Source organism: Actinoplanes auranticolor, assembly GCF_018332655.1.
Classification (GTDB): Bacteria; Actinomycetota; Actinomycetes; order Mycobacteriales; family Micromonosporaceae; genus Actinoplanes; species Actinoplanes auranticolor.
In genome coordinates, this window is the sequence record NZ_BOQL01000036.1 from 107773 (window position 1) to 126662 (window position 18890).

Here is an 18890-nt window from a genome sequence, read left to right on the forward strand (position 1 = left end):
CTCCTGGGTGGTTGCCGGGTCCCGGCAACCACCCAGGGACAGCGACGCGGCCCCGGGCGGATGCCCGGGGCCGCGTCGTCGCAGATCAGATCAGCGCGATGCTCCGCCGGGTCGTCCCGGCGTCGTCGTCACAGACCTGAGGTTCATGCGGTCACGGTACGGGCGCGCGACCGCCGGCGGCAAAGCGTTTTATGGTGAGCGAAGTGCGCAGGGTACTTGACAGCACACTGAGAGTCGTTGTATCTCAGAGGAAGTTGAGTCGGCAGGACTCAAGAACCCTGGTGAGGGAGCACCAAGGAGGAGATGACCATGCTCATGCGCACGGATCCGTTCCGCGACGTCGACCGCATGTTCGCCCGGCTCGCCGGCACCGCGACGGGCCCCGCGGTGATGCACGTCGACGCCGAGCGCGACGGTGACTGGTTCCACGTCTACTTCGATCTGCCGGGCGTCGACCCCGGGTCCATCGATCTGACGGTCGAGCGCAACGTGCTGTCCGTCCGCGCCCAGCGGCAGCGCACCCACCGCGACGGCGTGGAGAGCGTCATCGCCGAGCGGCCGATGGGGGTCTTCACCCGGCAGCTGTTCCTCGGCGACACACTGGACACCGACAAGCTCGAGGCCGAGTACGACAGCGGCGTGCTGCACCTGCGCATCCCCGTCTCGGACAGCGCCAAGCCGCGCCGGATCAGCGTGGCCGCCGGCTCCGGAACCCCACGGCAGATCAAGGGCTGAGCACCATGCGCATCGACACCCACCTGGTCAACGACGGGGTGATCCGGCTGGCCGTGTCCGGCGAGCTCGACCTGGGCACCGCCGACCTGCTCACCGACGCGGTCGGCGAGGTGCTCACCACGGCCCGCCCGGCTGAGGTGATCATCGACCTGGCCGGGCTGAGCCTGTGCGACTCGACCGGCGTCGACGCGCTGCTGCGGGCCCGGGCCGACGCTGCCGCGCAGGCAGTACAGCTGACGGTGATCAACCCGCGCGGGATCGTGCGGCGGGTGCTGGACCTCACCGGCACGCTGGACCGGCTCACCGGGGTGCCCGCCCTGCTCTGAACCCGGCTGTCTGACCGCAACCCGACACCGCCCGGCACGACGCGCGCCGGGCGGTGTCCGCGCCGGTGGGTACAGTTCGCAGTCGTCAGGGGGCTCCACCGCAGCTGGGTAAGGATCGTCGGGTTGTCGTTGTTTACGCGCTTGCGCCGGCGCCGCGTCATCGCCGCGGCGCTCACCGTCCTGGCCGCGGTTCTGGTCTTCCTCGCGCTGGTCGTGCCCAACCAGATCACCCGGCTGCCGCCCGGCGCGTCGGTCCCGGCCGCGTTCGTGCGCATCCCGTTGGAGGCGCTGGCCGCGCTCGCGCTGCTGCTGGCGTTGCCGGCCCGCGCCCGCCGGGCCGCCGCCGGAGTGCTCGGCGCCGGGCTGGGGCTGCTGACCGTCATCAAGGTCATCGACATGGGCTTCTTCACGGTGCTGGCCCGGTCGTTCGACCCGGTGCTGGACTGGCCGCTGTTCGCCGACGGCTACCGCTTCCTCAAGGGCTCGATCGGCCGGACCGGGGCCATCGCCACGGTCGCCGGGGCGATCCTGCTCGCGGTGGCCGTGCTGGTCCTGATGACGCTGGCGGTGCGCCGGCTGGCCACGGTCGCGGCGGCGCACCGTACCGCCAGCACCCGCGGCATCGCCGCGGCCAGCCTCGCCTGGCTGGCCTGCGCCCTGCTGGGCACCTCCTTCGTGCCCGGGGTGTACGTGGCCTCCGACACCGCGGCCGTGCTCGCCCACGACAACGTGCTGAAAGTGCCGGCCGCGGTGCAGGACCGGCGCGCGTTCGCCGCCGAGGCCCGCGACGACGCGTTCCGGAACGTGCCCGCCGAGCAGTTGCTGACCGGGCTGCGCGGCAAGGACGTGGTGGTCGCCTTCATCGAGAGCTACGGGCGGTCCGCGATCGAGGATCCGAAGCTCAACCAGCGCGTCGACGCGACCCTGGCCGAGGGTTCCCGGCAGCTCACCGCGGACGGGTTCGCCGCCCGCAGCGGCTTCCTGACCTCGCCGACCACCGGCGGGGGCAGCTGGCTGGCCCACTCCACGTTCCAGTCCGGGGTGTGGATCGACAACGAGCAGCGCTACCGCAGCCTGGTCTCCGGCGACCGGCTGACGCTGACCGGCGCCTTCCGCAAGACGGCGGCCTGGCAGACGGTCGGGGTCGAGCCCGGCATCACCTACGCCTGGCCGGAGGGGCAGTTCTACGGCTTCGACCGCGTCTACGACTCGCACACCCTGGGCTACCGCGGCCCGGCGTTCAGCTGGGCGACGATGCCCGACCAGTTCACCATCAAGTCGTTCACCGACCGCGAGTACACCCGGCCCGGCCGGGACCCGCTGATGGCCGAGATCACCTTCGTGTCCAGCCACACCCCGTGGGCGCCGCTGCCGGCGCTGCTCGACTGGGACGAGGTCGGCGACGGATCGGTCTACACCGCCCAGCAGCGCGGCGCGCCCTCGGCGGGTGAGGTGTGGAAGGACGCCGCGCGGGTCCGGGAGGCGTACGCCAAGTCGATCAAGTACTCGATCGACACCGTCGTCTCCTGGGCGCGCGAGTACGGCGACGACAACCTGGTCCTGGTGATGCTGGGCGACCACCAGCCGGCCCCGATCGTGGTCGGCGACACCGCCAGCCGTGACGTGCCGATCAGCATCGTGGCCCGCGACCCGGCCGTGCTGGACCGCATCGCGGGCTGGGGCTGGACCGACGGGCTCGAGCCGGCCCCGCAGGCGCCGGTCTGGCCGATGAACGCGTTCCGCGACAAGTTCCTGACCGCGTTCGGCCCGTCCGGCGATCCGCCGGCCCCGCCCAGGCGCTGAGGCGGTAATCCGGTGGAGCGGGGCCCGGGCGCCCTCTACGGTCGGCGCATGAGCACACGCACCATCCGGGTCACCGTCCGCGGCGCCTTCGCCGGTCTCACCGACGGCCAACGCGCCGAGCTGCTGTCCCGCGCGGCCGAGCACGATGTGGCGTTCGCCGCGTACACCGCCGAGGGGTCGCTGACCTACGACATCGCGGCCCGGCCGTTCTTCACCTTCCGCTTCGCCGGCACGGTCGAGCAGGAGCAGGACATCCCGGCCGTGGTGACCCGCGCCGAGTCCGCCGCCGCGGCGTACCTGAGCGGGCGCGGCTACGGCTTCAAGGACCTCAGCTCGCAGGCGGTCGACATGGCACAGATCCCGCTGGGCAAGCGCGGCCGCAGACTCGCCGCCCGCGGCGACTAGAGCGTCGCCAGCTGCGCGGCGGTGAGGCGCAGCGCGCCCGCGGCGACGTTCTCCCGCAGGTGCCCCACGCTGCTCGTGCCCGGGATCACCAGCACGTGCGGGCCCTGGTGCAGCGCCCACGCCAGGCGTACCTGTCCGGTGGTGGCCCCGTGGGCGGCCGCGACCGCCCGCACCGCCTCGTTGCTCTCCTGGCCGGCGCCTTTCTCGCGGGCGTCGCCGGCCAGGCTGAAGAACGGCACGAAGGCGAGGCCGCGCTCGCCGCAGATCCGCACGAGCTCGTCCTGGCTGCGGCGGTAGTCCAGGCCGTAGCTGTTCTGCACGCAGGCGACCGGGGCGATCGCCTGGGCCTCGTCGAGGTGGGCCGGTGTCGCCGCGGACAGGCCGAGGTGGCGGATCAGGCCCTGCTCACGCAGGGCGGCCAGCGCGGCGAACTCCTCGGCGCAGCTGCCGTGCCCGGGCCCGCGCAGCCGCAGGTTGACCAGGTCGAGGTGGTCGCGGCGCAGGCGGCGCAGGTTCTCCTCGACCTGCGCGCGCAGCTGCGCCGCGCTGCGCGCCCAGCCCTGCTCGCCCGGGCCGACCTTGGTCGCGATGAGCAGATCGTCCGGGTACGGCCACAGCGCTGCCCGGATCAGCTCGGTGGCGTAACGCTTGTCCCCGGTGCCGACCTGCAGGGTGCCGCCGGGGGAGACGTAGAACGCGGCGGTGTCGATGTGGTTGACGCCCAGTTCCACCGCGTGCCGCAGCACCCGTACGGCCGAGCCCGGGTCCTGCTCGACGGTCAGGCGCATCGACCCGAAGCCCAGCCGGCGCACGGTGTGCCCGGCCAGCGTGAACGTCCCGGCGGCCGCGGCGTTGATCTCGTCGGTGGGCATCGCGCCAACCTAGCGGATCACTGCTCGGTGGCGATCACATCCACCTGCGGCCACGTCATCATCGCCGAGGCCCAGGTGAGGCCCCCGCCGAACGAGGTCGCCAGCAGCCGGTGCCCGGCCTGCAGGGCCTCGTCGCGGCAGGCGTCGCCCAGCGCGAGCGGGATGGACGCCGCGCCGGTGTTGCCGACCGTGGCGACGTTGCCGATGCACCGCTCGGGCGGCACGCCGATCTGCTCGGCGACCCGGTCCAGGATCCGCTGGTTGGCCTGGTGGGCGACGAAGCGGTCGACGTCGGCGACGGTGTGGCCGGCGGCGCGCAGCACCTTCAGCGCCGAGGCGGTCATGTGCTCGACGGCCCGCCGGTACACCTCCTGGCCGGACACGGCCCAGTACGGGTCGCCGGGATCCGTCGCGGTGCGGGCCCGCTGGCGGCTGCCGCCGGCCTCGATGCGGATCAGGTCGGCGGCGGCGCCGTCGCTGCCCAGGTCGAACGGGCCGATCGCACCGGGCTCGCCGGTCTCACCGGCGCGCAGCACGACCGCGCCGGCCCCGTCGCCGAACAGGATCGCCGGGCCGCGGGCCTCCGGCGTGTGCTCCAGGAAGTACGAGTTGGTCTCCGCGCCGATCAGCAGGACCCGCTCGGCGATGCCCGCCGCGATCAGCCCGGCGCAGGTGGCCAGGCCGTAGACGAAGCCGCTGCACACCGCCGCGATGTCGAACGCGGCGGCCGGGGCGACCCCGACCCGCCAGGCGACCTCGGGGGCGGTGGCCGGGCTGAGCCGGTCCGGGGTCGTGGTGGCGACCACGACCGCGTCCACGGCGTCGGTCTGCGCCGACTTGAGCGCGTTGCGGGCGGCGGTGGTGGCCAGGTCAGCCGTGGTGGTGCCCGGGTCCACGACGCGGCGCTGGGCGATGCCGGTGCGCCGGCGGATCCACTCGTCGCTGACGCCGAGGGCCGGCGCCAGTTCGGCGTTGGACACCGTGCGGCCGGGCACCGCGGTGCCCAGCCCTTGCAGTACGGCGACTCTGCTCACATCTCTCCTTCGGCGGGGTGGTCCGGTGCCGGTGACGCGACCACCAGCATCGGCTCCGTCTCGCGATACCCGCACCTCGTCACCGCACACCGCCGGGGGAAATCCGCCGTTCGAGTTGCTAGCCGGGGTCGCGCAGCACCTCGCCCACCGTATGTCGGGCGGTCCTGGCAGGCACAAGCGCTACCAGTGGGTAGTTTTCCTGAGTAACCAGACCGACACTCAGCGTGCCAATTCTGGTTCCCCGGCTTGCCGGTCGCGCACGTGCACGTGCCCCTCCAGCGGATACGGATCACACGCCGCCAGGGTCCGCTCGTACGGGTAACCGCTCTTGACGGCGACCCGGCACGAGGCGGTGTTGTCCACCTGATGCAGCAGCTGCAGCCGCAGCAGGCCGGGAAACGTGCCGAACGCCCACCGCGTCAGCGAGCCGAGCGCCTGCGGGGCGATCCCGCGGCCCCGGGCGTACGCGGCGGTCCAGTAGCCCACCTCAGCGTCCTCGGCAGCCGGATCAGGACGTTTCAGCGCGACGTTGCCGACCAGCTTGCCCGCGTCGTCGAGCACGGCGAAGCTGTACCGGCTGCCCGTGCGCCGCCCGGCGTGCTGCACCCCGAGCCACTGCTGGGCCTCGGCGGCATCGGCGGCCCGCACCCTGGTCCAGCGGTGCAGCAGCGGGTCACCCACCGCGGTGATCAACGCGGCCGCGTCGTCGTCCCGCCACGGCCGCAGGACCAGGCCCGCCACCGGCCCCGGATCGTTCACGGCGTGCTCAGGCCACGCTCGACAGCGCTGCGCTCGACGCAGAACTCGTTGCCCTCCGGGTCGCGCATGGTGACCCAGCCCATCCCGTCGGGGGCCCGGTGATCCTCGAAGATGCTCGCGCCCGCCGCCAGCAGCCGCTCCACGGTCTCGTCGCGGGTGCCGGCCGGCGGCTCGATGTCCAGGTGCACCCGGTTCTTGACCACCTTGGCGTCGTCGACCCGGATGAACAGCAGACCGGGCGCGTCCGGCACCCGCGCGGTGATCAGCACCTCGTCGTCGTCGGGCTCCTCGTCGGGCAGGTAACCGGTCACCTCGATCCAGAACCGGGCCAGCGCGTGCGGGTCGTGGCAGTCGATCGTGATGTGGCGCACAGGGTTCAACGACATGGCGGGCAGCGTAACCGGCGGCGGCGAAACCCGGCGGCCCCGCTCCCGGGCGGCAACGCCCCCTACGCGCCGCTGAGATGCGCCTCGATCGCCTCCACCACCAGGGCGTGGTCGTCGGCCTGCGGCAACCCCGACACCGTCACCACGCCGACCACCCCCACGTCCGGCACCCGCACCGGGAACGCCCCGCCGTGCGCGGCGTAGTCGGCCGGGTCCACCCCGTACTTGGCGTCCAGCGCGTCACCCTTGGCCGCCAGCCGCCGCCCGACCAGGAACGACGACGCGGCGAAGCGCTCCACCACGCGTACCTTGCGGGCGATCCACACGTCGTTGTCGGCCGTGCTGCCCGGCAGCGCCGCGTGGAACAGCTGCTGCGTGCCCCGGCGGATGTCCACCGCCACCGGCAGCTCCCGGGTCGTCGCCAGATCGACCAGCAGGCTGCCCAGATGCCACGCGTCCGCGTTGTCGAACCGGGCGAACGTCAGGCGCTGCTCCTGCTCCTCGAGCCGGGTGATGAGATCGTCGTCGGTCATGGCGCCCATTGTCCGGCAAAGATCACCGGTCCGGCAAAGATCACCCGCGACCACGGCTGCGCCGCAGCCAGATCCCCAGCGACCCCAGGATCACGAACACCGTCACGGCACAGCACACCACTTTGAACACAGCCGCCACCCCTCATCCCGGCTAAGGTCTTACCCCGTGCGCCTGGCCACCTTCAACCTGCTGCACGGCAGGTCCCTGTCCGACGGCAACGTACACGCCGACCGCGTCGCCGCCGCCGTGGCCGACCTGGACGCCGACGTGCTGGGCCTCCAGGAGGTCGACCGCGCCCAGCCCCGCAGCGGCCTGCTCGACCTCACCGCCATCGCCGCCGAGGCCATGGGCGCACCCGCGCACCGCTTCGCCGCGGCCGTCGTGGGCACCCCGGGGGAGAAGTGGCAGCCCTGGCGCTCCGACGACGACAACGCCCACCCCCTGTACGGCATCGCCCTGATCAGCCGCTGGCCCGTGCTGCGCTGGCAGATCACCCAGCTGCCGGCCGCGCCGGTGCGCTCACCGGTGTGGATCCCCGGGCCCGGCGGCGGGCTGATGATGCTCAAGGACGAACCCCGCGTGCTCATCGCCGCCGTCATCGACGCCCCCACCGGCCCGATGACCGTGGCCAACACCCACCTGTCGTTCGTCCCCGGCTGGAACGTACGCCAGCTGCGCGCCGCCGTACGCGCCCTGCGTGGCCTGCCCGCACCCCGGATCCTGCTCGGCGACCTCAACATGCCCTCCGGCCCGGTCCGCGCCTTCTCCGGCTGGCGCCCGCTGGCCCGCAAGGCCACCTACCCCAGCCCCGCCCCGCGCGCCCAGCTCGACCACATCCTGGCCGACCCGCGCGGCGCCGGCCTGCTCGGCCCGGTCCTGCAGGTCCGCACCCCCGCCGTCGGCGTCTCCGACCACCGGCCCCTGGTCGTGCACCTGGACCCGCCCCCGGCCGACTGACCCCTGTCACAACGACCGCGCACCCGGTGTCTTGAGGGCAGAACCCAACAGGAACCCGGAGGAAACATCATGACGGACAGCACCGAAGTCCTGGTCATCGGCGGCGGCTACGCCGGAGTCATGGCAGCCGACCGGCTCACCCGCCGCGACGACGTCCGGGTGCGGCTGATCAACCCCCGCCCGGTCTTCGTCGAACGGATCCGCCTGCACCAGCTGGCCGGCGGCACCCACGACGCGCTCGTCGACTACCGCCGGGTCCTCAGCCCCGGCGTACAGCTCGTCGTCGACACCGTGACCCGCATCGACGCGGCCGCGCGCAGCGTGACCCTCGCCGACGGCGAAACCCTGCGCTACGACTACCTCGTCTACGCGGTCGGCAGCGGCAGCGCCGACCCCCGCGTACCCGGAGCCGCCGAGCACGCCTACCCGATCGCCGGCCTGGAGGACGCGCAACGGCTGCGCCCGGTCCTCGACGCCGCACCCGCCGGGGCCCCGGTGACCGTCGTCGGCGCCGGCCCCACCGGCATCGAGACCGCCGCCGAACTGGCCGGGACCGGCGCCACGGTGACCCTGGCCGGCGACGTGCTCGGCCCGTACCTGCACCCCCGGGGCCGCCGCTCGGTCGCCCGGCGGCTCGCCGAACTCGGCGTCACCGTGCTCGACGGCCCCGGCGCGACGGTGACGGCCGTGACCGGCGACACCGTCCGGCTGCGCGACGGCCGCGAACTGCCCAGCAGCGTCACCATCTGGACCGCCGGCTTCGGCGTGCCCGACCTGGCCGCCCGCAGCGGCCTGAGCACCGACCCGCTGGGCCGCCTACGCACCGACGAGACCCTCACCAGCGTCGACGACCCCCGCATCGTCGCCGCCGGGGACTCCGCCGCCCCGTCCGACCTGCCGTACCGGATGAGCTGCCAGGCCGCCATGCAGCTGGGCCCACAGGCCGCCGGCACCGTGCTCAGCCGGATCGCCGGACAACAGCCCGCACCCGCCGAAGTCGGCTTCGCCGGCCAATGCCTCAGCCTGGGCCGGCGCGCCGGCCTCTTCCAAGTCGCCCGCCGCACCGACACCGCCACCGGGCTCCACCTCGGCGGCCGGCCCGGCGCCGGACTCAAGGAGCTCATCTGCCGCGGCATCATCTGGCAGCTGGCCTACGAGTCCCGCCACCCCGGCGCGCGCTCCTGGTGGGCCCGCAACGACCAGCGCTCGCGGATGCTCGCCCAGCGATGAGCGAACACGCCACCGAGAGCTTCCTGGCCCACCGCAACCTGCTCTTCACCGTCGCGTACGAGATGCTCGGCTCGGCCGCCGACGCCGAGGACGTGCTGCAGGAGACCTGGCTGCGGTGGGTCAAGGTCGACCCGGCCCGGGTGCACGACCCACGCTCCTACCTGGTCCGGATCACCACCCGCCAGGCCCTCAACCGGCTGCGCACCATGAAACGCCGCAAGGAGGCCTACGTCGGGCCCTGGCTGCCCGAACCGCTGCTGACCGCCCCCGACGTGGCCGAGGACGTCGAGCTGGCCGAGAGCGTGTCCATGGCGCTGATGCTCATCCTGGAAACCCTGTCACCGACCGAACGCGCCGTGTTCGTCCTGCGCGAGGCCTTCGACGTCAGCTACGACGAGATCGCCGCCGCCGTCGGCAAGAGCCCGGCCGCCGTACGCCAGATCGCCCACCGCGCCCGCCGGCACGTCGACGCCCGCCGTCCTCGCCAGCTGGTCTCCGCGGCCAGCAGCCGGGCGGTGCTGGCGGCGTTCCAGCGCGCCCTGGAGACCCGTGACCTGCAGGGCCTGCTCGACGTGCTCGCCCCGGACGTCGTGCTGCTCAGCGACGGCGGGGGAGTCAAGCAGGCCGCCGTACGACCGGTCGTCGGCGCCGAGAAGGTGGTCCGTTTCGCGGCCGGCGGCCTCGGCAAGGTCCAGGGCCTGATCACCACCGAGCCGACCGTGGTCAACGGCAGCCCGGCCCTGCTCGTACGCCTCGACGGCGACCTCGACGGCATCATGGCCATCCGCGTCGAGGACGACCGCATCGCCGGGCTCTACTACGTCCGCAACCCGCAGAAGCTGACCCGGGTGACGGCGGAGACCACCCTCACCCACACCTAGGTTGTGCACAACTGAATCGCCTACTACCGTTCACCGCATGGCAGGCACCGACGACACCACCGGACTCGAGCAGATGATCTGCTTCGAACTCCACGCCGCCTCCCGCGCCATCACCGGCCTCTACCGCCCCGCCCTCGACGCCCTCGGCCTCACCTACCCCCAGTACCTCGCCCTGCGCGTCATCTGGCACCGCGGCCGCCTCACCGTGCGCGACCTCGGCACCGCCCTGCACCTCGACAGCGGCACCCTCTCACCCCTGCTCAAACGCCTCGAACACCAAGGCCTCATCCGGCGCGAACGCGGCACCGACGACGAACGCACCGTCTGGATCAGCCCCACCGACGCCGGCGCCGCCCTCGAACACCACGCCGCCGACATCCCCGAACGCCTCGCCTGCGCCCTCGACCTTCGCGACGTCACCCTCGTCGGCTTCTCCATGGGCGGCGGCGAAGTAGCCCGCTACCTCGGCACCTACGGCAACGACCGGATCGCCCGCGCCGTCTTCGCCGGCGCCGTCCCGCCGTACCTCTACAAGAGCGACGACAACCCCGACGGCGCCCTCGACGACGCCACCATCAAAAGCTTCCAGCAAGGCGTCACCACCGACCGGATCGCCTTCGTCGACGGCTTCGCCACCGATTTCTTCACCGTCGGCACCACTCTCAAGGTGAGCGACTCCCAGGTCCGCTACGCCCAGGAACTCGCCCACATCGCCTCACCCAAGGGCACCCTCGACTGCATCGCCGCCTTCGGCCTCACCGACTTCCGCGGCGACCTCGCCAAGATCGACGTACCGACCCTGGTCATCCACGGCGACAGCGACGCCATCGTGCCCTTCGAACACAGCGGCAAACGCACCCACGAAGCCATCGCCGGCAGCCGCCTGGTCGTCATCAAGGACGGCCCGCACGGCATCAACGCCTCCCACCCCGCCGAGTTCAACGAAGCCCTGCTCAGCTTCCTGAACAGCTAACCGGCCAGCTCACCCAGCGCGCGGTTGGTACGGTTCGCCCGTACCGCCGCGCGCTGCTGCGCCGCCGTCACCTCGATGTAACCCTGCGACGTCGTCAACGACGCATGCCCCAGCAACCGCATGATCTCCGAAGCGTTCGCCCCGTCCTCGGCCAGCCGCGTCGCGAACGTATGCCGCAACGCATGCAACTGCGCACCCCGCGGAACCCGATCGGTGATCCCCGCCCGCCGGTAACACGACTCCACCAGATACTGCAGCCCACCCCGCTTCAGCGGCGCACCCTTACGATCCAGCAACAGCGGATCACCCGGCCGCAACCGCCCGAACCGCACCCGCCGGCTGTCCAGATAACGCTCCACCACCGCGTCCAGCTCAGGCTCGATCGGCACCGTCCGGGGCCGGCCGCCCTTACCCGCCACCTCGACCCGCCGCTCACCCGGACGCCCCAGCACCGAACCCGCCTTCAACGCCAGCAACTCCGACAGCCGGAGCCCGGCACACAGAGCCAACGCCAGCACCATGACGTCCCGCTCCGGCCACGGGTCACGCTGGCGCTCGTCGGGCTGGTTGACCGCCTGCAACAGCTGCTCCGGAGTGTCCTCACCGCGCAAGGGTTTGGGGGAGGGGACCGCCATCCGGGGCTTACCCACCGCAGGCATCGGGTTGCCGGCGACGACGCCGTCCATCACCAGGAATCCGAAGAACGAATTCCAGCTCGACCAGCAGCGATAGACCGAGGCGGGCGCCCGGCCGGCGGCGAAAGCAGCGAAGGCGGCGCGCAGGGCCTTGGGGGAGAGGTCACGCAGAGTGACGTCCTCACCGATGAGTCGCAGGACGGTGGTGAGATCCCGGCGGTAGGCCATCAGGGTGTGTTCCGACGGCTTCTGCACGGCTCTTGCGCCGAGGAAGTCTTCTATGAGAGTTTCTACCTTGGTGTCTTGTTCGTCCTGCATAAGGAATATTATGCAGGAAATACCCAGTCCGTGGGGTCTCGTTCCTGGCCGGGTTCGAGTCGAACCCGGCGCCGGGTTCGGCTGCCTGTTGTCGGTGGAGTGCACGGTCCATTCGCGCCAGCCCAGCCAGCACGTCACGGCGTGCTCATGGTGGGGACGCTAAGGGCGGTCCGCCGTGAGCGCCCGGTTCGCGATCAACTCGTTCGCCGCCGTTTCCTGATGCCGCGATCATCCTTCCGCAACCGGCGTCCGATTTGGCGGTCGATCTCTGTGGCCCGCCGTGTGCCGCCGACGGTCCGCGGCGCGCTCGCCGTTCCGGGTTCTCCGGACGGCGTCGGCGCGCGGGTCCCGGTGTCAACGCCGAGTCGGGTGGGTTGCTCGTGGCCGGTCCAGGCGGGGGTTCATCGGCCGGTTCCACCAGACGGGTTCTCCTGAGGTTTCGCTTCGTGGTCAGCCGCCGTTTCGGCCTCTCCGACCCCCTCTTCCACGCTCAGATTGACATAATGTCAATTATCGACCGTCCGGATCGGCGCCGCGGCTCAAGGCTTCCCCGGGTACGTTGCCAGCCGGCCCAGCCGGCTCGCCCGGGCTATACGCCGCTGCCGACCGGGCTGCGTTCCCGGGTCGCCGCGGCGGTGGCCGGCCTCGCCCGCACCGGCTCGGCGCACAGCGGCGTGATCAGCGCCATGTCGTGCATCCGGCGGGCCAGCGGCCGCTCCACCCAGCGGTGCACGAGCCAGGCCAGGCTCAGCATCAGCACGGTGGTGGCGGCCACCAGCACCCAGACGGGGACGGTGAGGTGCTCGTACGCGGTCCGGATGATCGTGTGCCCGAGCCGGGCGTGCAGCAGGTACAACGGATAGGTCAGCGCGCCGGCCACGGTCAGCCATCGCCAGCGGATGCGGTCGGTGTGGCCCCGCGCGATCGCCAGGAGCACTGCGAAGCACAGCGTGACGATCACCATGGCCGGCCACGAGGGCGCCTTGAAGCCCGGGTTCATCTGCCCGAGCCGGTCCTCGACGCGGGCGAGGCAGACCAGCCAGGCGAAACCGGTGATGCCGTAGAGCAGCGGCGTGGGACCGAACCGGTGGATCAGGTAGAGCGCGATGCCGCCGATGAAGTACGGCGCATAGTCGCTGATCACCAGCATGTTGAGCAGCGGACTGCCGAGCGACGGGGCGAGCACCGCGGCCGTCATCCACACCGTGCACAGCAGCGTCGCCCGCCGGTACGTGAGCCCGCGGAGCAGCACCAGCGCCATGATCAGGTAGAACTTCACCTCGATGAACAAGGTCCAGTAGACGCTGTCGACCGGGTCGTGCCCCAGCGGCTGCTGGAGCATGGTCAGGTTGACCAGGATGTCGACGATGCTCGGGCGGTCGGCGTCGCCGATCCCGCCCCTGAGCGGGTAGATGAGCGCGACGGTGCCGGTCAGGAGCACGGCCGCCCAGTAGGCGGGGTAGAGCCGGCTGACCCGGGAGGCGAAGAACTGCCCGACGCTGCGGCCCCAGCTGCTCATGCAGATCACGAAGCCGCTGATGAGGAAGAACAGCTCCACGCCGAGGAAGCCGTAGATGCTGACGTGGACCGTCGTGGGCAGGAAGTACTCGGGCAGCCTGACGCCGTCGATCCGCCACGCCACGGTGTAGTGGTAGGCCAGGACGGCCAGGGCCGCGACGAGCCGCAGCCCGTCGAGCGCCGCCAGCCGGGTGCGCCCGCGCTCCACCATGGGTCAGCCTCGAATCTTGGTGAGCTTGAGGGCGTACGCGTCGAACTGGCCGCCGCTGCCGATGAGGACCCGCACGGAGCCAGCCTCCGCCAGGGTGAACTCGTACTCCTCGACCACGCCGGAGTCCGCGCAGGAGAGGGTGTGCTGCTGTTCGATGTCGTTGTCCACCAGGATCGTGACCGGCAGCGGCGCCGGTCCCGAACAGCCCACGCGCAGGCGGTGGCGCCCGGCCTCGGCCGCCATCCCGACGTCCTCGGCGAAGTCGCTGACGACACCGGCGTGGTCGGCGCCGGGGACCAGGCGGCCGGCGATCTGAGCCTTGTTCGGCAGGCCCCGCCGGACCGCGCCCGACGATTTCGGTAGGGGTTCGCCTGACACGAACGCCATGGTGGACGCGCTTGGCGGGGCTGCCGGGGTCACCGTGCCGTCGGTGCCGGACCGCTGGGCGTACAGAAACGAGCCGCCCGCCGCGAGCAGCGCCGCGGCGGCCGTGGCCGCCTGCACGGTGGCCCGCCGATGCACCGTGCGCCGGGCGGCGTCGGCGCCGGGCGGCCGTACCCGGGGCAGGGCTTGCCGGCGCAGGTCGGCGAAGAGCGGGGTGAGGTCGTCAGGCACGGCGGACCTCCTGGTGGGCGGGCTGCTGCAGCTGGACGGCGAGACCGGCGCGGCCGCGGTGCAGCCAGGACTTGACGGTGCCGACGGCGACGCCTTCCCGTTCGGCGATGTCGGCGATGCTCAGGTCGCCCAGGTAGTGCAGGACCATCGCGCGGCGCTGGGCGGCCGGCAGCGTGGCGAGGGCTTCCACCAGCTCGATCCGGTCGGTGGTGGGGCCCTCGACCTGTGGCTCCTGCAGCCGCTGCCGGCGCAGGAACGACAGTGCGGTGCGCGACCGGCGCCACCGGCTGACCGCGAGGTTCCACGCCACCCGCCGTACCCAGGCCACGGGGTCGTCGTACTGCGAGATCTTCGACCACCGGCGCAGCGCGCGGCAGAACGCCTCCTGGACCACGTCCTGGGCCTCCTGCTGGTCGCCGAAGTAGGCGTAGAGCTGCACCGTGAGGTCGGCGTACTGCGTGGCGTACACCGCGTCGAAGTCCGCGGGTGGGTCGGCCGCCGGCATCGTCAGTCTCGCTCCCCTCGGAGGGCCCTCCGTGGTGGTGGTCACGGCAATACACGCGTTACCGACGATCAAGGTTGCAGGAGAATTCGGTACGGAGCGTGCGGGCCGGGATCCTACATCGGCGGGTCCATGAGGCTGCGGGGAACGGCGGCGGGGCCGGTGGTGGATGCCGGGCTCGCGTACCGGGGTGTGCGCGGCCGCCGGGTGTCGGCCCGGGCCTTTATCAGCACGTCGGCCGGGGGTGCGGGTGTGCCGCCACTCCCCCTGTGCCGCGACTGCACCCCGGCCGGCACCGCGGCCGGGGCGTCGAGCGCACGATGCGCATCGCCTCCGTGTCGGCACGGAGCTTGCGCACTCCCCTGTGGCGGCGGGCGACTGCCGCCCTCCCCCGCGTGCCGGCGCTCGGCTCAGCTGCCGACGTAGGCGGCGAGGTGTTCGCCGGTGAGGGTTGAGCGGGCGGCCACCAGGTCCGCCGGTGTGCCTTCGAAGACGATCTGGCCGCCGTCGTGGCCTGCTCCCGGTCCGAGGTCGATGATCCAGTCGGCGTGGGCCATGACGGCCTGGTGGTGTTCGATCACGATGACCGATTTGCCGGAGTCGACGAGCCGATCGAGCAGGGCCAGCAGCTGTTCCACGTCGGCGAGGTGCAGGCCGGTGGTTGGTTCGTCGAGGACGTAGATGCCGCCGTTGCCGCCCATGTGGGTGGCGAGTTTGAGGCGTTGCCGTTCGCCACCGGACAGGGTGGTCAGGGGCTGGCCGAGGCTGAGGTAGCCGAGGCCGACGTCGGCGAGGCGTTGCAGGATGGCGTGGGCGGCGGGGATGCGGGCCTCCCCCGCGCCGAAGAACTGTTCGGCTTCGGTGACCGACATGGCCAGGACCTGGCTGATGTCGCGGCCGCCGAGGTGGTATTCGAGGACGGCGGCCTGGAAGCGTTTGCCTTCGCATTCTTCGCAGGGGGTGGCGACGCCGGCCATCATCGCGAGGTCGGTGTAGATGACGCCGTTGCCGTTGCAGGTGGGGCAGGCGCCTTCGGAGTTGGCGCTGAACAGGGCGGGTTTGACGCCGTTGGCTTTGGCGAAGGCTTTGCGGATGGGTTCGAGCATGCCGGTGTAGGTGGCGGGGTTGCTGCGGCGGGAGCCGCGGATGGCGCCCTGGTCGACGGAGGTGACGCCGGCGCTGGGCGGGACGGAGCCGTGGATGAGCGAGCTCTTGCCGGAGCCGGCGACGCCGGTGATGACGCAGAGGACGCCGAGGGGGATGTCGACGTCGACGTTGCGCAGGTTGTTGGCGTCGGCGCCGCGGATCTCCAGGGTGCTGGTGGGTGTGCGGACCGTTTTCTTGAGCGTGGCCCGGTCGTCGAAGTGCTGGCCGGTGACGGTGCCGCTGGTGCGCAGGTCGTCGACGGTGCCTTCGTAGCAGATGGTGCCGCCGGAGGTGCCGGCGCCGGGGCCGATGTCGACGACGTGGTCGGCGATGACGATGGTCTCGGGCTTGTGTTCGACGACCAGGACGGTGTTGCCCTTGTCGCGCAGGCGCAGGAGCAGGTTGTTCATGCGCTGGATGTCGTGCGGGTGCAGGCCGATGGTGGGTTCGTCGAAGACGTAGGTGACGTCGGTGAGGGCGGAGCCGAGGTGGCGGATCATTTTGACGCGTTGGGCCTCGCCGCCGGAGAGGGTGCCGGAGGGGCGGGCCAGGGAGAGGTAGCCGAGGCCGATCTCGACGAAGGAGGTGAGGGTGTGGTGCAGGGAGGTGAGCAGCGGTGCGACGGAGGGTTCGGTGAGGTCGCCGACCCAGGTGGCGAGGTCGCTGATCTGCATGGCGCAGGCGTCGGCGATGCTGATGCCTTTGATCTTGGAGGAGCGGGCGGCTTCGCTGAGCCGGGTGCCGTCGCATTCGGGGCAGGCGGTGAAGGTCACCACCCGTTCGACGAAGGCGCGGACGTGGGGCTGCATGGCTTCGACGTCCTTGCTCAGCATCGACTTCTGGATCGACGGGATGAGCCCGGTGTAGGTGAGGTTGATGCCCTCGATCTTGACCTTGGTGGGTTCTTTGTAGAGCAGGTCCTGCAGTTCCTTCTTGGTGTACTTGCGGATCGGCTTGTCCGGGTCGAAGAAGCCGCAGCCGCGGTAGATGCGGCCGGACCAGCCGTCCATGCTGTAGCCGGGCACGGAGATGGCGCCCTCGTTGAGGGACTTGGTGTCGTCGTAGAGGGCGGACAGGTCGAAGTCGGTGACCGAGCCGCGGCCTTCGCAGCGGGGGCACATGCCGCCGGTGATGCTGAAGGTGCGGCGTTCCTTGACGGTCTGGCCGGCGCGTTCCATGGTGACCGCGCCGGCGCCGCTGATCGAGGCGACGTTGAAGGAGAACGCCTGGGGTGAGCCGATGTGCGGCCGGCCGAGCCGGCTGAACAGGATGCGCAGCATGGCGTTGGCGTCGGTGGCTGTGCCGACGGTGGAGCGGGGGTCGGCGCCGATGCGTTCCTGGTTGACGATGATGGCGGTGGTGAGACCTTCGAGTACGTCGACGTCGGGGCGGGCCAGGGTCGGCATGAAGCCCTGCAGGAAGGCGCTGTAGGTCTCGTTGATCAGGCGCTGGGACTCGGCGGCGATGGTGCCGAAGACCAGGGAGCTCTTGCCGGAGCCGGAGACGCCGGTGAAGACGGTGAGCCGGCGTTTGGGGATCTCGATGCTGACGTCTTTGAGGTTGTTCACCCGGGCGCCCCGCACGCGGATCAGGTCGTGCCTGGTGGTGGTGCTCTGCTGCTGGCGGGTGCTCATGCGGGTCTCCTCGGTGCGGGGTGGCCGGGTGGGTCGGCGCCGTGGTGGGTCAGCGCAGTTGCTGGATGCGGATCATGTTGCCGGCGGGGTCGCGCAGGGCGCAGTCGCGGACGCCGTACGGCTGGTCGGTGGGTTCCTGGACGATGTCGGCGTCGCCGGCCTGGAGGCGTTCGAAGACGGCGTCGAGGTCCTTGGTGGCCAGGTTGATGCCGGCGTAGGTGCCTTTGGCCATCATCTCGGTGATGGTGCGGCGTTCGTCGTCGGTGATGCCCGGGTCGGCGGCCGGTGGGTGCAGGACGATGGAGGTGCCGGGTTGTCCGGCGGGGCCGACGGTGATCCAGCGCAGGCCGTTGTATCCGACGTCGTTGCGGACCTCGAAGCCGAGGGTGTCGCGGTAGAACGCGAGGGCGGCGTCGGGGTCGTCGTGGGGCAGGTAGCTGCTGTGAATGACGATGTCCATGGTGATCAGGCTAGGTGCGCCGCGGTGGCGGCCGCTTCTCGATTCCTGATCGGTCTGGTGACCTGTCGGGTGACGCAGGAGGGCATGCCGGCGGTGGCACGGGCCGCCTCGCGCCGGTAGACGCTGGGCGGAACGCCGACCAGCTCGGTGAAGCGGGTGCTGAAGGTGCCCAGCGAGGAGCAGCCGACGGCGAAGCAGACGTCGGTGACGCTGAGGTCGCCGCGGCGCAGCATGGCCATGGCGCGTTCGATGCGGCGGGTCATGAGGTAGGCGTACGGCGATTCGCCGTAGGCGAGCTTGAACGCGCGGCTGAGGTGCCCGGCCGACATGGCGACGCCGCGGGCGAGCGCTTCGACATCGAGCGGCTGGGCGTACTCGCGGTCGATGCGGTCGCGGACGCGGCGCAGCCGGGTGAGGTCGCTGAGGTGCTGCGCTGCGGCGGGTCTGCTCGTCACAGGCGAAATGGTGCCATGCCGCAGGGTGGTTGCGTAGCCCGTCGGGCTGCTCCGGGGGCGGCGTTAGGGTGTGGCGGTGACGGATCTCCGGCGGCTCTTCGATGATCTGGTGGGTTTGGAGATCGCGGTGTGGAACGCCGTCGACGCGCGGTTGAGCCGTGATTGCGCGTTGCCGCTGGGGCAGTTCATGCCGATGCGGGTGATGGCGGCGACGCCGGGGTGCCGGGTGCTGGACGTCTCGGCGCAGTTGCAGATCACGGTGGGCGCGGCGAGCAAGGTGGTGGACCGGGTGGAGGCGGCCGGTCATTGTGTGCGCCGGCCCAATCCGCAGGACCGGCGTTCGTCGCTGATCGCGTTGACGCCGTCGGGGGCGGCGGCGCTGGCTGCGGCCGATGTGGTGTTCGAGCAGGAGCTGCGGGAGTTGCTGGGTGCGGTGTTGTCCCCGGCGGCGCTGGACCGGTTCGCGGGCACGCTGGGCCGGGTGCGTGCCGCGCTCTGATC

At 71.6% G+C, this 18890-nt stretch carries 21 protein-coding genes; 9 read left to right on the forward strand and 12 right to left on the reverse strand.

Annotated elements, in window-relative coordinates; translation table 11 throughout:
• The first annotated feature begins 309 nt into the window (after positions 1–309).
• The 4 genes from Aau02nite_RS22795 (at position 310) to Aau02nite_RS22810 (ending at position 3269) form a co-directional block, all read left to right on the forward strand.
• Positions 310–735 carry an Hsp20/alpha crystallin family protein gene (locus tag Aau02nite_RS22795; RefSeq protein ID WP_212990567.1) on the forward strand — a complete coding sequence of 142 codons (426 nt, stop codon included), beginning with the start codon at positions 310–312 and terminating at the stop codon, positions 733–735.
• 5 nt (positions 736–740) lie between these two features.
• Positions 741–1061, forward strand: a complete 321-nt coding sequence (locus tag Aau02nite_RS22800) for an STAS domain-containing protein (RefSeq protein ID WP_212990568.1) — start codon at positions 741–743, stop codon at positions 1059–1061.
• Positions 1062–1184: 123 nt separating this feature from the next.
• Positions 1185–2864: an alkaline phosphatase family protein gene (locus Aau02nite_RS22805; protein WP_246595367.1), complete on the forward strand. Its 1680-nt coding sequence runs from the start codon at positions 1185–1187 to the stop codon at positions 2862–2864.
• A gap of 48 nt (positions 2865–2912) precedes the next feature.
• Positions 2913–3269, forward strand: a complete 357-nt coding sequence (locus Aau02nite_RS22810; protein WP_212990569.1) for a DUF6204 family protein — start codon at positions 2913–2915, stop codon at positions 3267–3269.
• Here Aau02nite_RS22810 and Aau02nite_RS22815 read toward each other — a convergent pair.
• From Aau02nite_RS22815 to Aau02nite_RS22835, 5 genes are all read right to left on the reverse strand, one after another.
• Positions 3266–4141 carry an aldo/keto reductase gene (locus tag Aau02nite_RS22815; protein ID WP_212990570.1) on the reverse strand — a complete coding sequence of 292 codons (876 nt, stop codon included), beginning with the start codon at positions 4139–4141 and terminating at the stop codon, positions 3266–3268. The genes Aau02nite_RS22810 and Aau02nite_RS22815 overlap by 4 nt on opposite strands.
• Before the next feature lie 17 nt (positions 4142–4158).
• Complete coding sequence (locus Aau02nite_RS22820) at positions 4159–5175, reverse strand: beta-ketoacyl-ACP synthase 3 (RefSeq protein ID WP_212990571.1); 1017 nt, start codon at positions 5173–5175, stop codon at positions 4159–4161.
• A 219-nt stretch (positions 5176–5394) separates the two neighbouring features.
• A complete protein-coding gene (locus tag Aau02nite_RS22825; protein WP_246595368.1) occupies positions 5395–5934 on the reverse strand; it encodes a GNAT family N-acetyltransferase in 540 nt (179 codons plus the stop codon).
• Positions 5931–6320, reverse strand: a complete 390-nt coding sequence (locus Aau02nite_RS22830) for a VOC family protein (protein WP_212990572.1) — start codon at positions 6318–6320, stop codon at positions 5931–5933. Before Aau02nite_RS22830 ends, Aau02nite_RS22825 begins: the two co-directional genes overlap by 4 nt.
• Before the next feature lie 62 nt (positions 6321–6382).
• The gene (locus Aau02nite_RS22835; RefSeq protein ID WP_212990573.1) at positions 6383–6853 is read right to left on the reverse strand and encodes a heme-degrading domain-containing protein; all 471 of its coding nucleotides are present in this window, start codon (positions 6851–6853) and stop codon (positions 6383–6385) included.
• A gap of 166 nt (positions 6854–7019) precedes the next feature.
• Between Aau02nite_RS22835 and Aau02nite_RS22840 the strand changes: the two genes are divergently transcribed.
• The 4 genes from Aau02nite_RS22840 (at position 7020) to Aau02nite_RS47435 (ending at position 10895) form a co-directional block, all read left to right on the forward strand.
• Positions 7020–7811 (forward strand): endonuclease/exonuclease/phosphatase family protein, encoded by a 792-nt coding sequence (locus tag Aau02nite_RS22840; protein ID WP_212990574.1) that lies wholly within the window; start codon positions 7020–7022, stop codon positions 7809–7811.
• A 69-nt stretch (positions 7812–7880) separates the two neighbouring features.
• Entirely contained in the window at positions 7881–9041 is a 1161-nt protein-coding gene (locus Aau02nite_RS22845; RefSeq protein ID WP_212990575.1) for an NAD(P)/FAD-dependent oxidoreductase, read from the forward strand.
• Complete coding sequence (locus Aau02nite_RS22850; protein WP_212990576.1) at positions 9038–9922, forward strand: RNA polymerase sigma-70 factor; 885 nt, start codon at positions 9038–9040, stop codon at positions 9920–9922. The genes Aau02nite_RS22845 and Aau02nite_RS22850 overlap by 4 nt, the downstream gene beginning before the upstream one ends.
• Positions 9923–9959: 37 nt before the next feature.
• The gene (locus tag Aau02nite_RS47435) at positions 9960–10895 is read left to right on the forward strand and encodes an alpha/beta fold hydrolase (RefSeq protein WP_281421011.1); all 936 of its coding nucleotides are present in this window, start codon (positions 9960–9962) and stop codon (positions 10893–10895) included.
• On the opposite strand, the gene Aau02nite_RS22860 is transcribed toward Aau02nite_RS47435, so the two are convergent.
• The 7 genes from Aau02nite_RS22860 to Aau02nite_RS22890 form a co-directional block, all read right to left on the reverse strand.
• Positions 10892–11848 (reverse strand): tyrosine-type recombinase/integrase, encoded by a 957-nt coding sequence (locus Aau02nite_RS22860; protein WP_212990608.1) that lies wholly within the window; start codon positions 11846–11848, stop codon positions 10892–10894. The genes Aau02nite_RS47435 and Aau02nite_RS22860 overlap by 4 nt on opposite strands.
• Positions 11849–12437: 589 nt before the next feature.
• Positions 12438–13577 (reverse strand): acyltransferase family protein, encoded by a 1140-nt coding sequence (locus Aau02nite_RS22865; RefSeq protein ID WP_212990577.1) that lies wholly within the window; start codon positions 13575–13577, stop codon positions 12438–12440.
• Between the two features lie 3 nt (positions 13578–13580).
• Positions 13581–14192, reverse strand: coding sequence for a hypothetical protein (locus Aau02nite_RS22870; RefSeq protein ID WP_212990578.1), 612 nt, complete (start codon positions 14190–14192; stop codon positions 13581–13583).
• Positions 14185–14697 (reverse strand): SigE family RNA polymerase sigma factor, encoded by a 513-nt coding sequence (locus Aau02nite_RS22875; protein WP_212990579.1) that lies wholly within the window; start codon positions 14695–14697, stop codon positions 14185–14187. The genes Aau02nite_RS22870 and Aau02nite_RS22875 overlap by 8 nt, the downstream gene beginning before the upstream one ends.
• Positions 14698–15104: 407 nt before the next feature.
• Positions 15105–17474 carry an ATP-binding cassette domain-containing protein gene (locus Aau02nite_RS22880; protein ID WP_212990580.1) on the reverse strand — a complete coding sequence of 790 codons (2370 nt, stop codon included), beginning with the start codon at positions 17472–17474 and terminating at the stop codon, positions 15105–15107.
• Between the two features lie 49 nt (positions 17475–17523).
• The gene (locus tag Aau02nite_RS22885) at positions 17524–17934 is read right to left on the reverse strand and encodes a VOC family protein (RefSeq protein WP_212990581.1); all 411 of its coding nucleotides are present in this window, start codon (positions 17932–17934) and stop codon (positions 17524–17526) included.
• Positions 17935–17939: 5 nt separating this feature from the next.
• On the reverse strand, positions 17940–18389 hold the full coding sequence (locus tag Aau02nite_RS22890; RefSeq protein ID WP_212990582.1) for a helix-turn-helix transcriptional regulator: 450 nt from the start codon (positions 18387–18389) through the stop codon (positions 17940–17942).
• A gap of 76 nt (positions 18390–18465) precedes the next feature.
• On the opposite strand from Aau02nite_RS22890, the gene Aau02nite_RS22895 reads away from it, so the two are divergent.
• Complete coding sequence (locus tag Aau02nite_RS22895; protein ID WP_212990583.1) at positions 18466–18888, forward strand: MarR family winged helix-turn-helix transcriptional regulator; 423 nt, start codon at positions 18466–18468, stop codon at positions 18886–18888.
• Positions 18889–18890 lie beyond the last annotated feature (2 nt).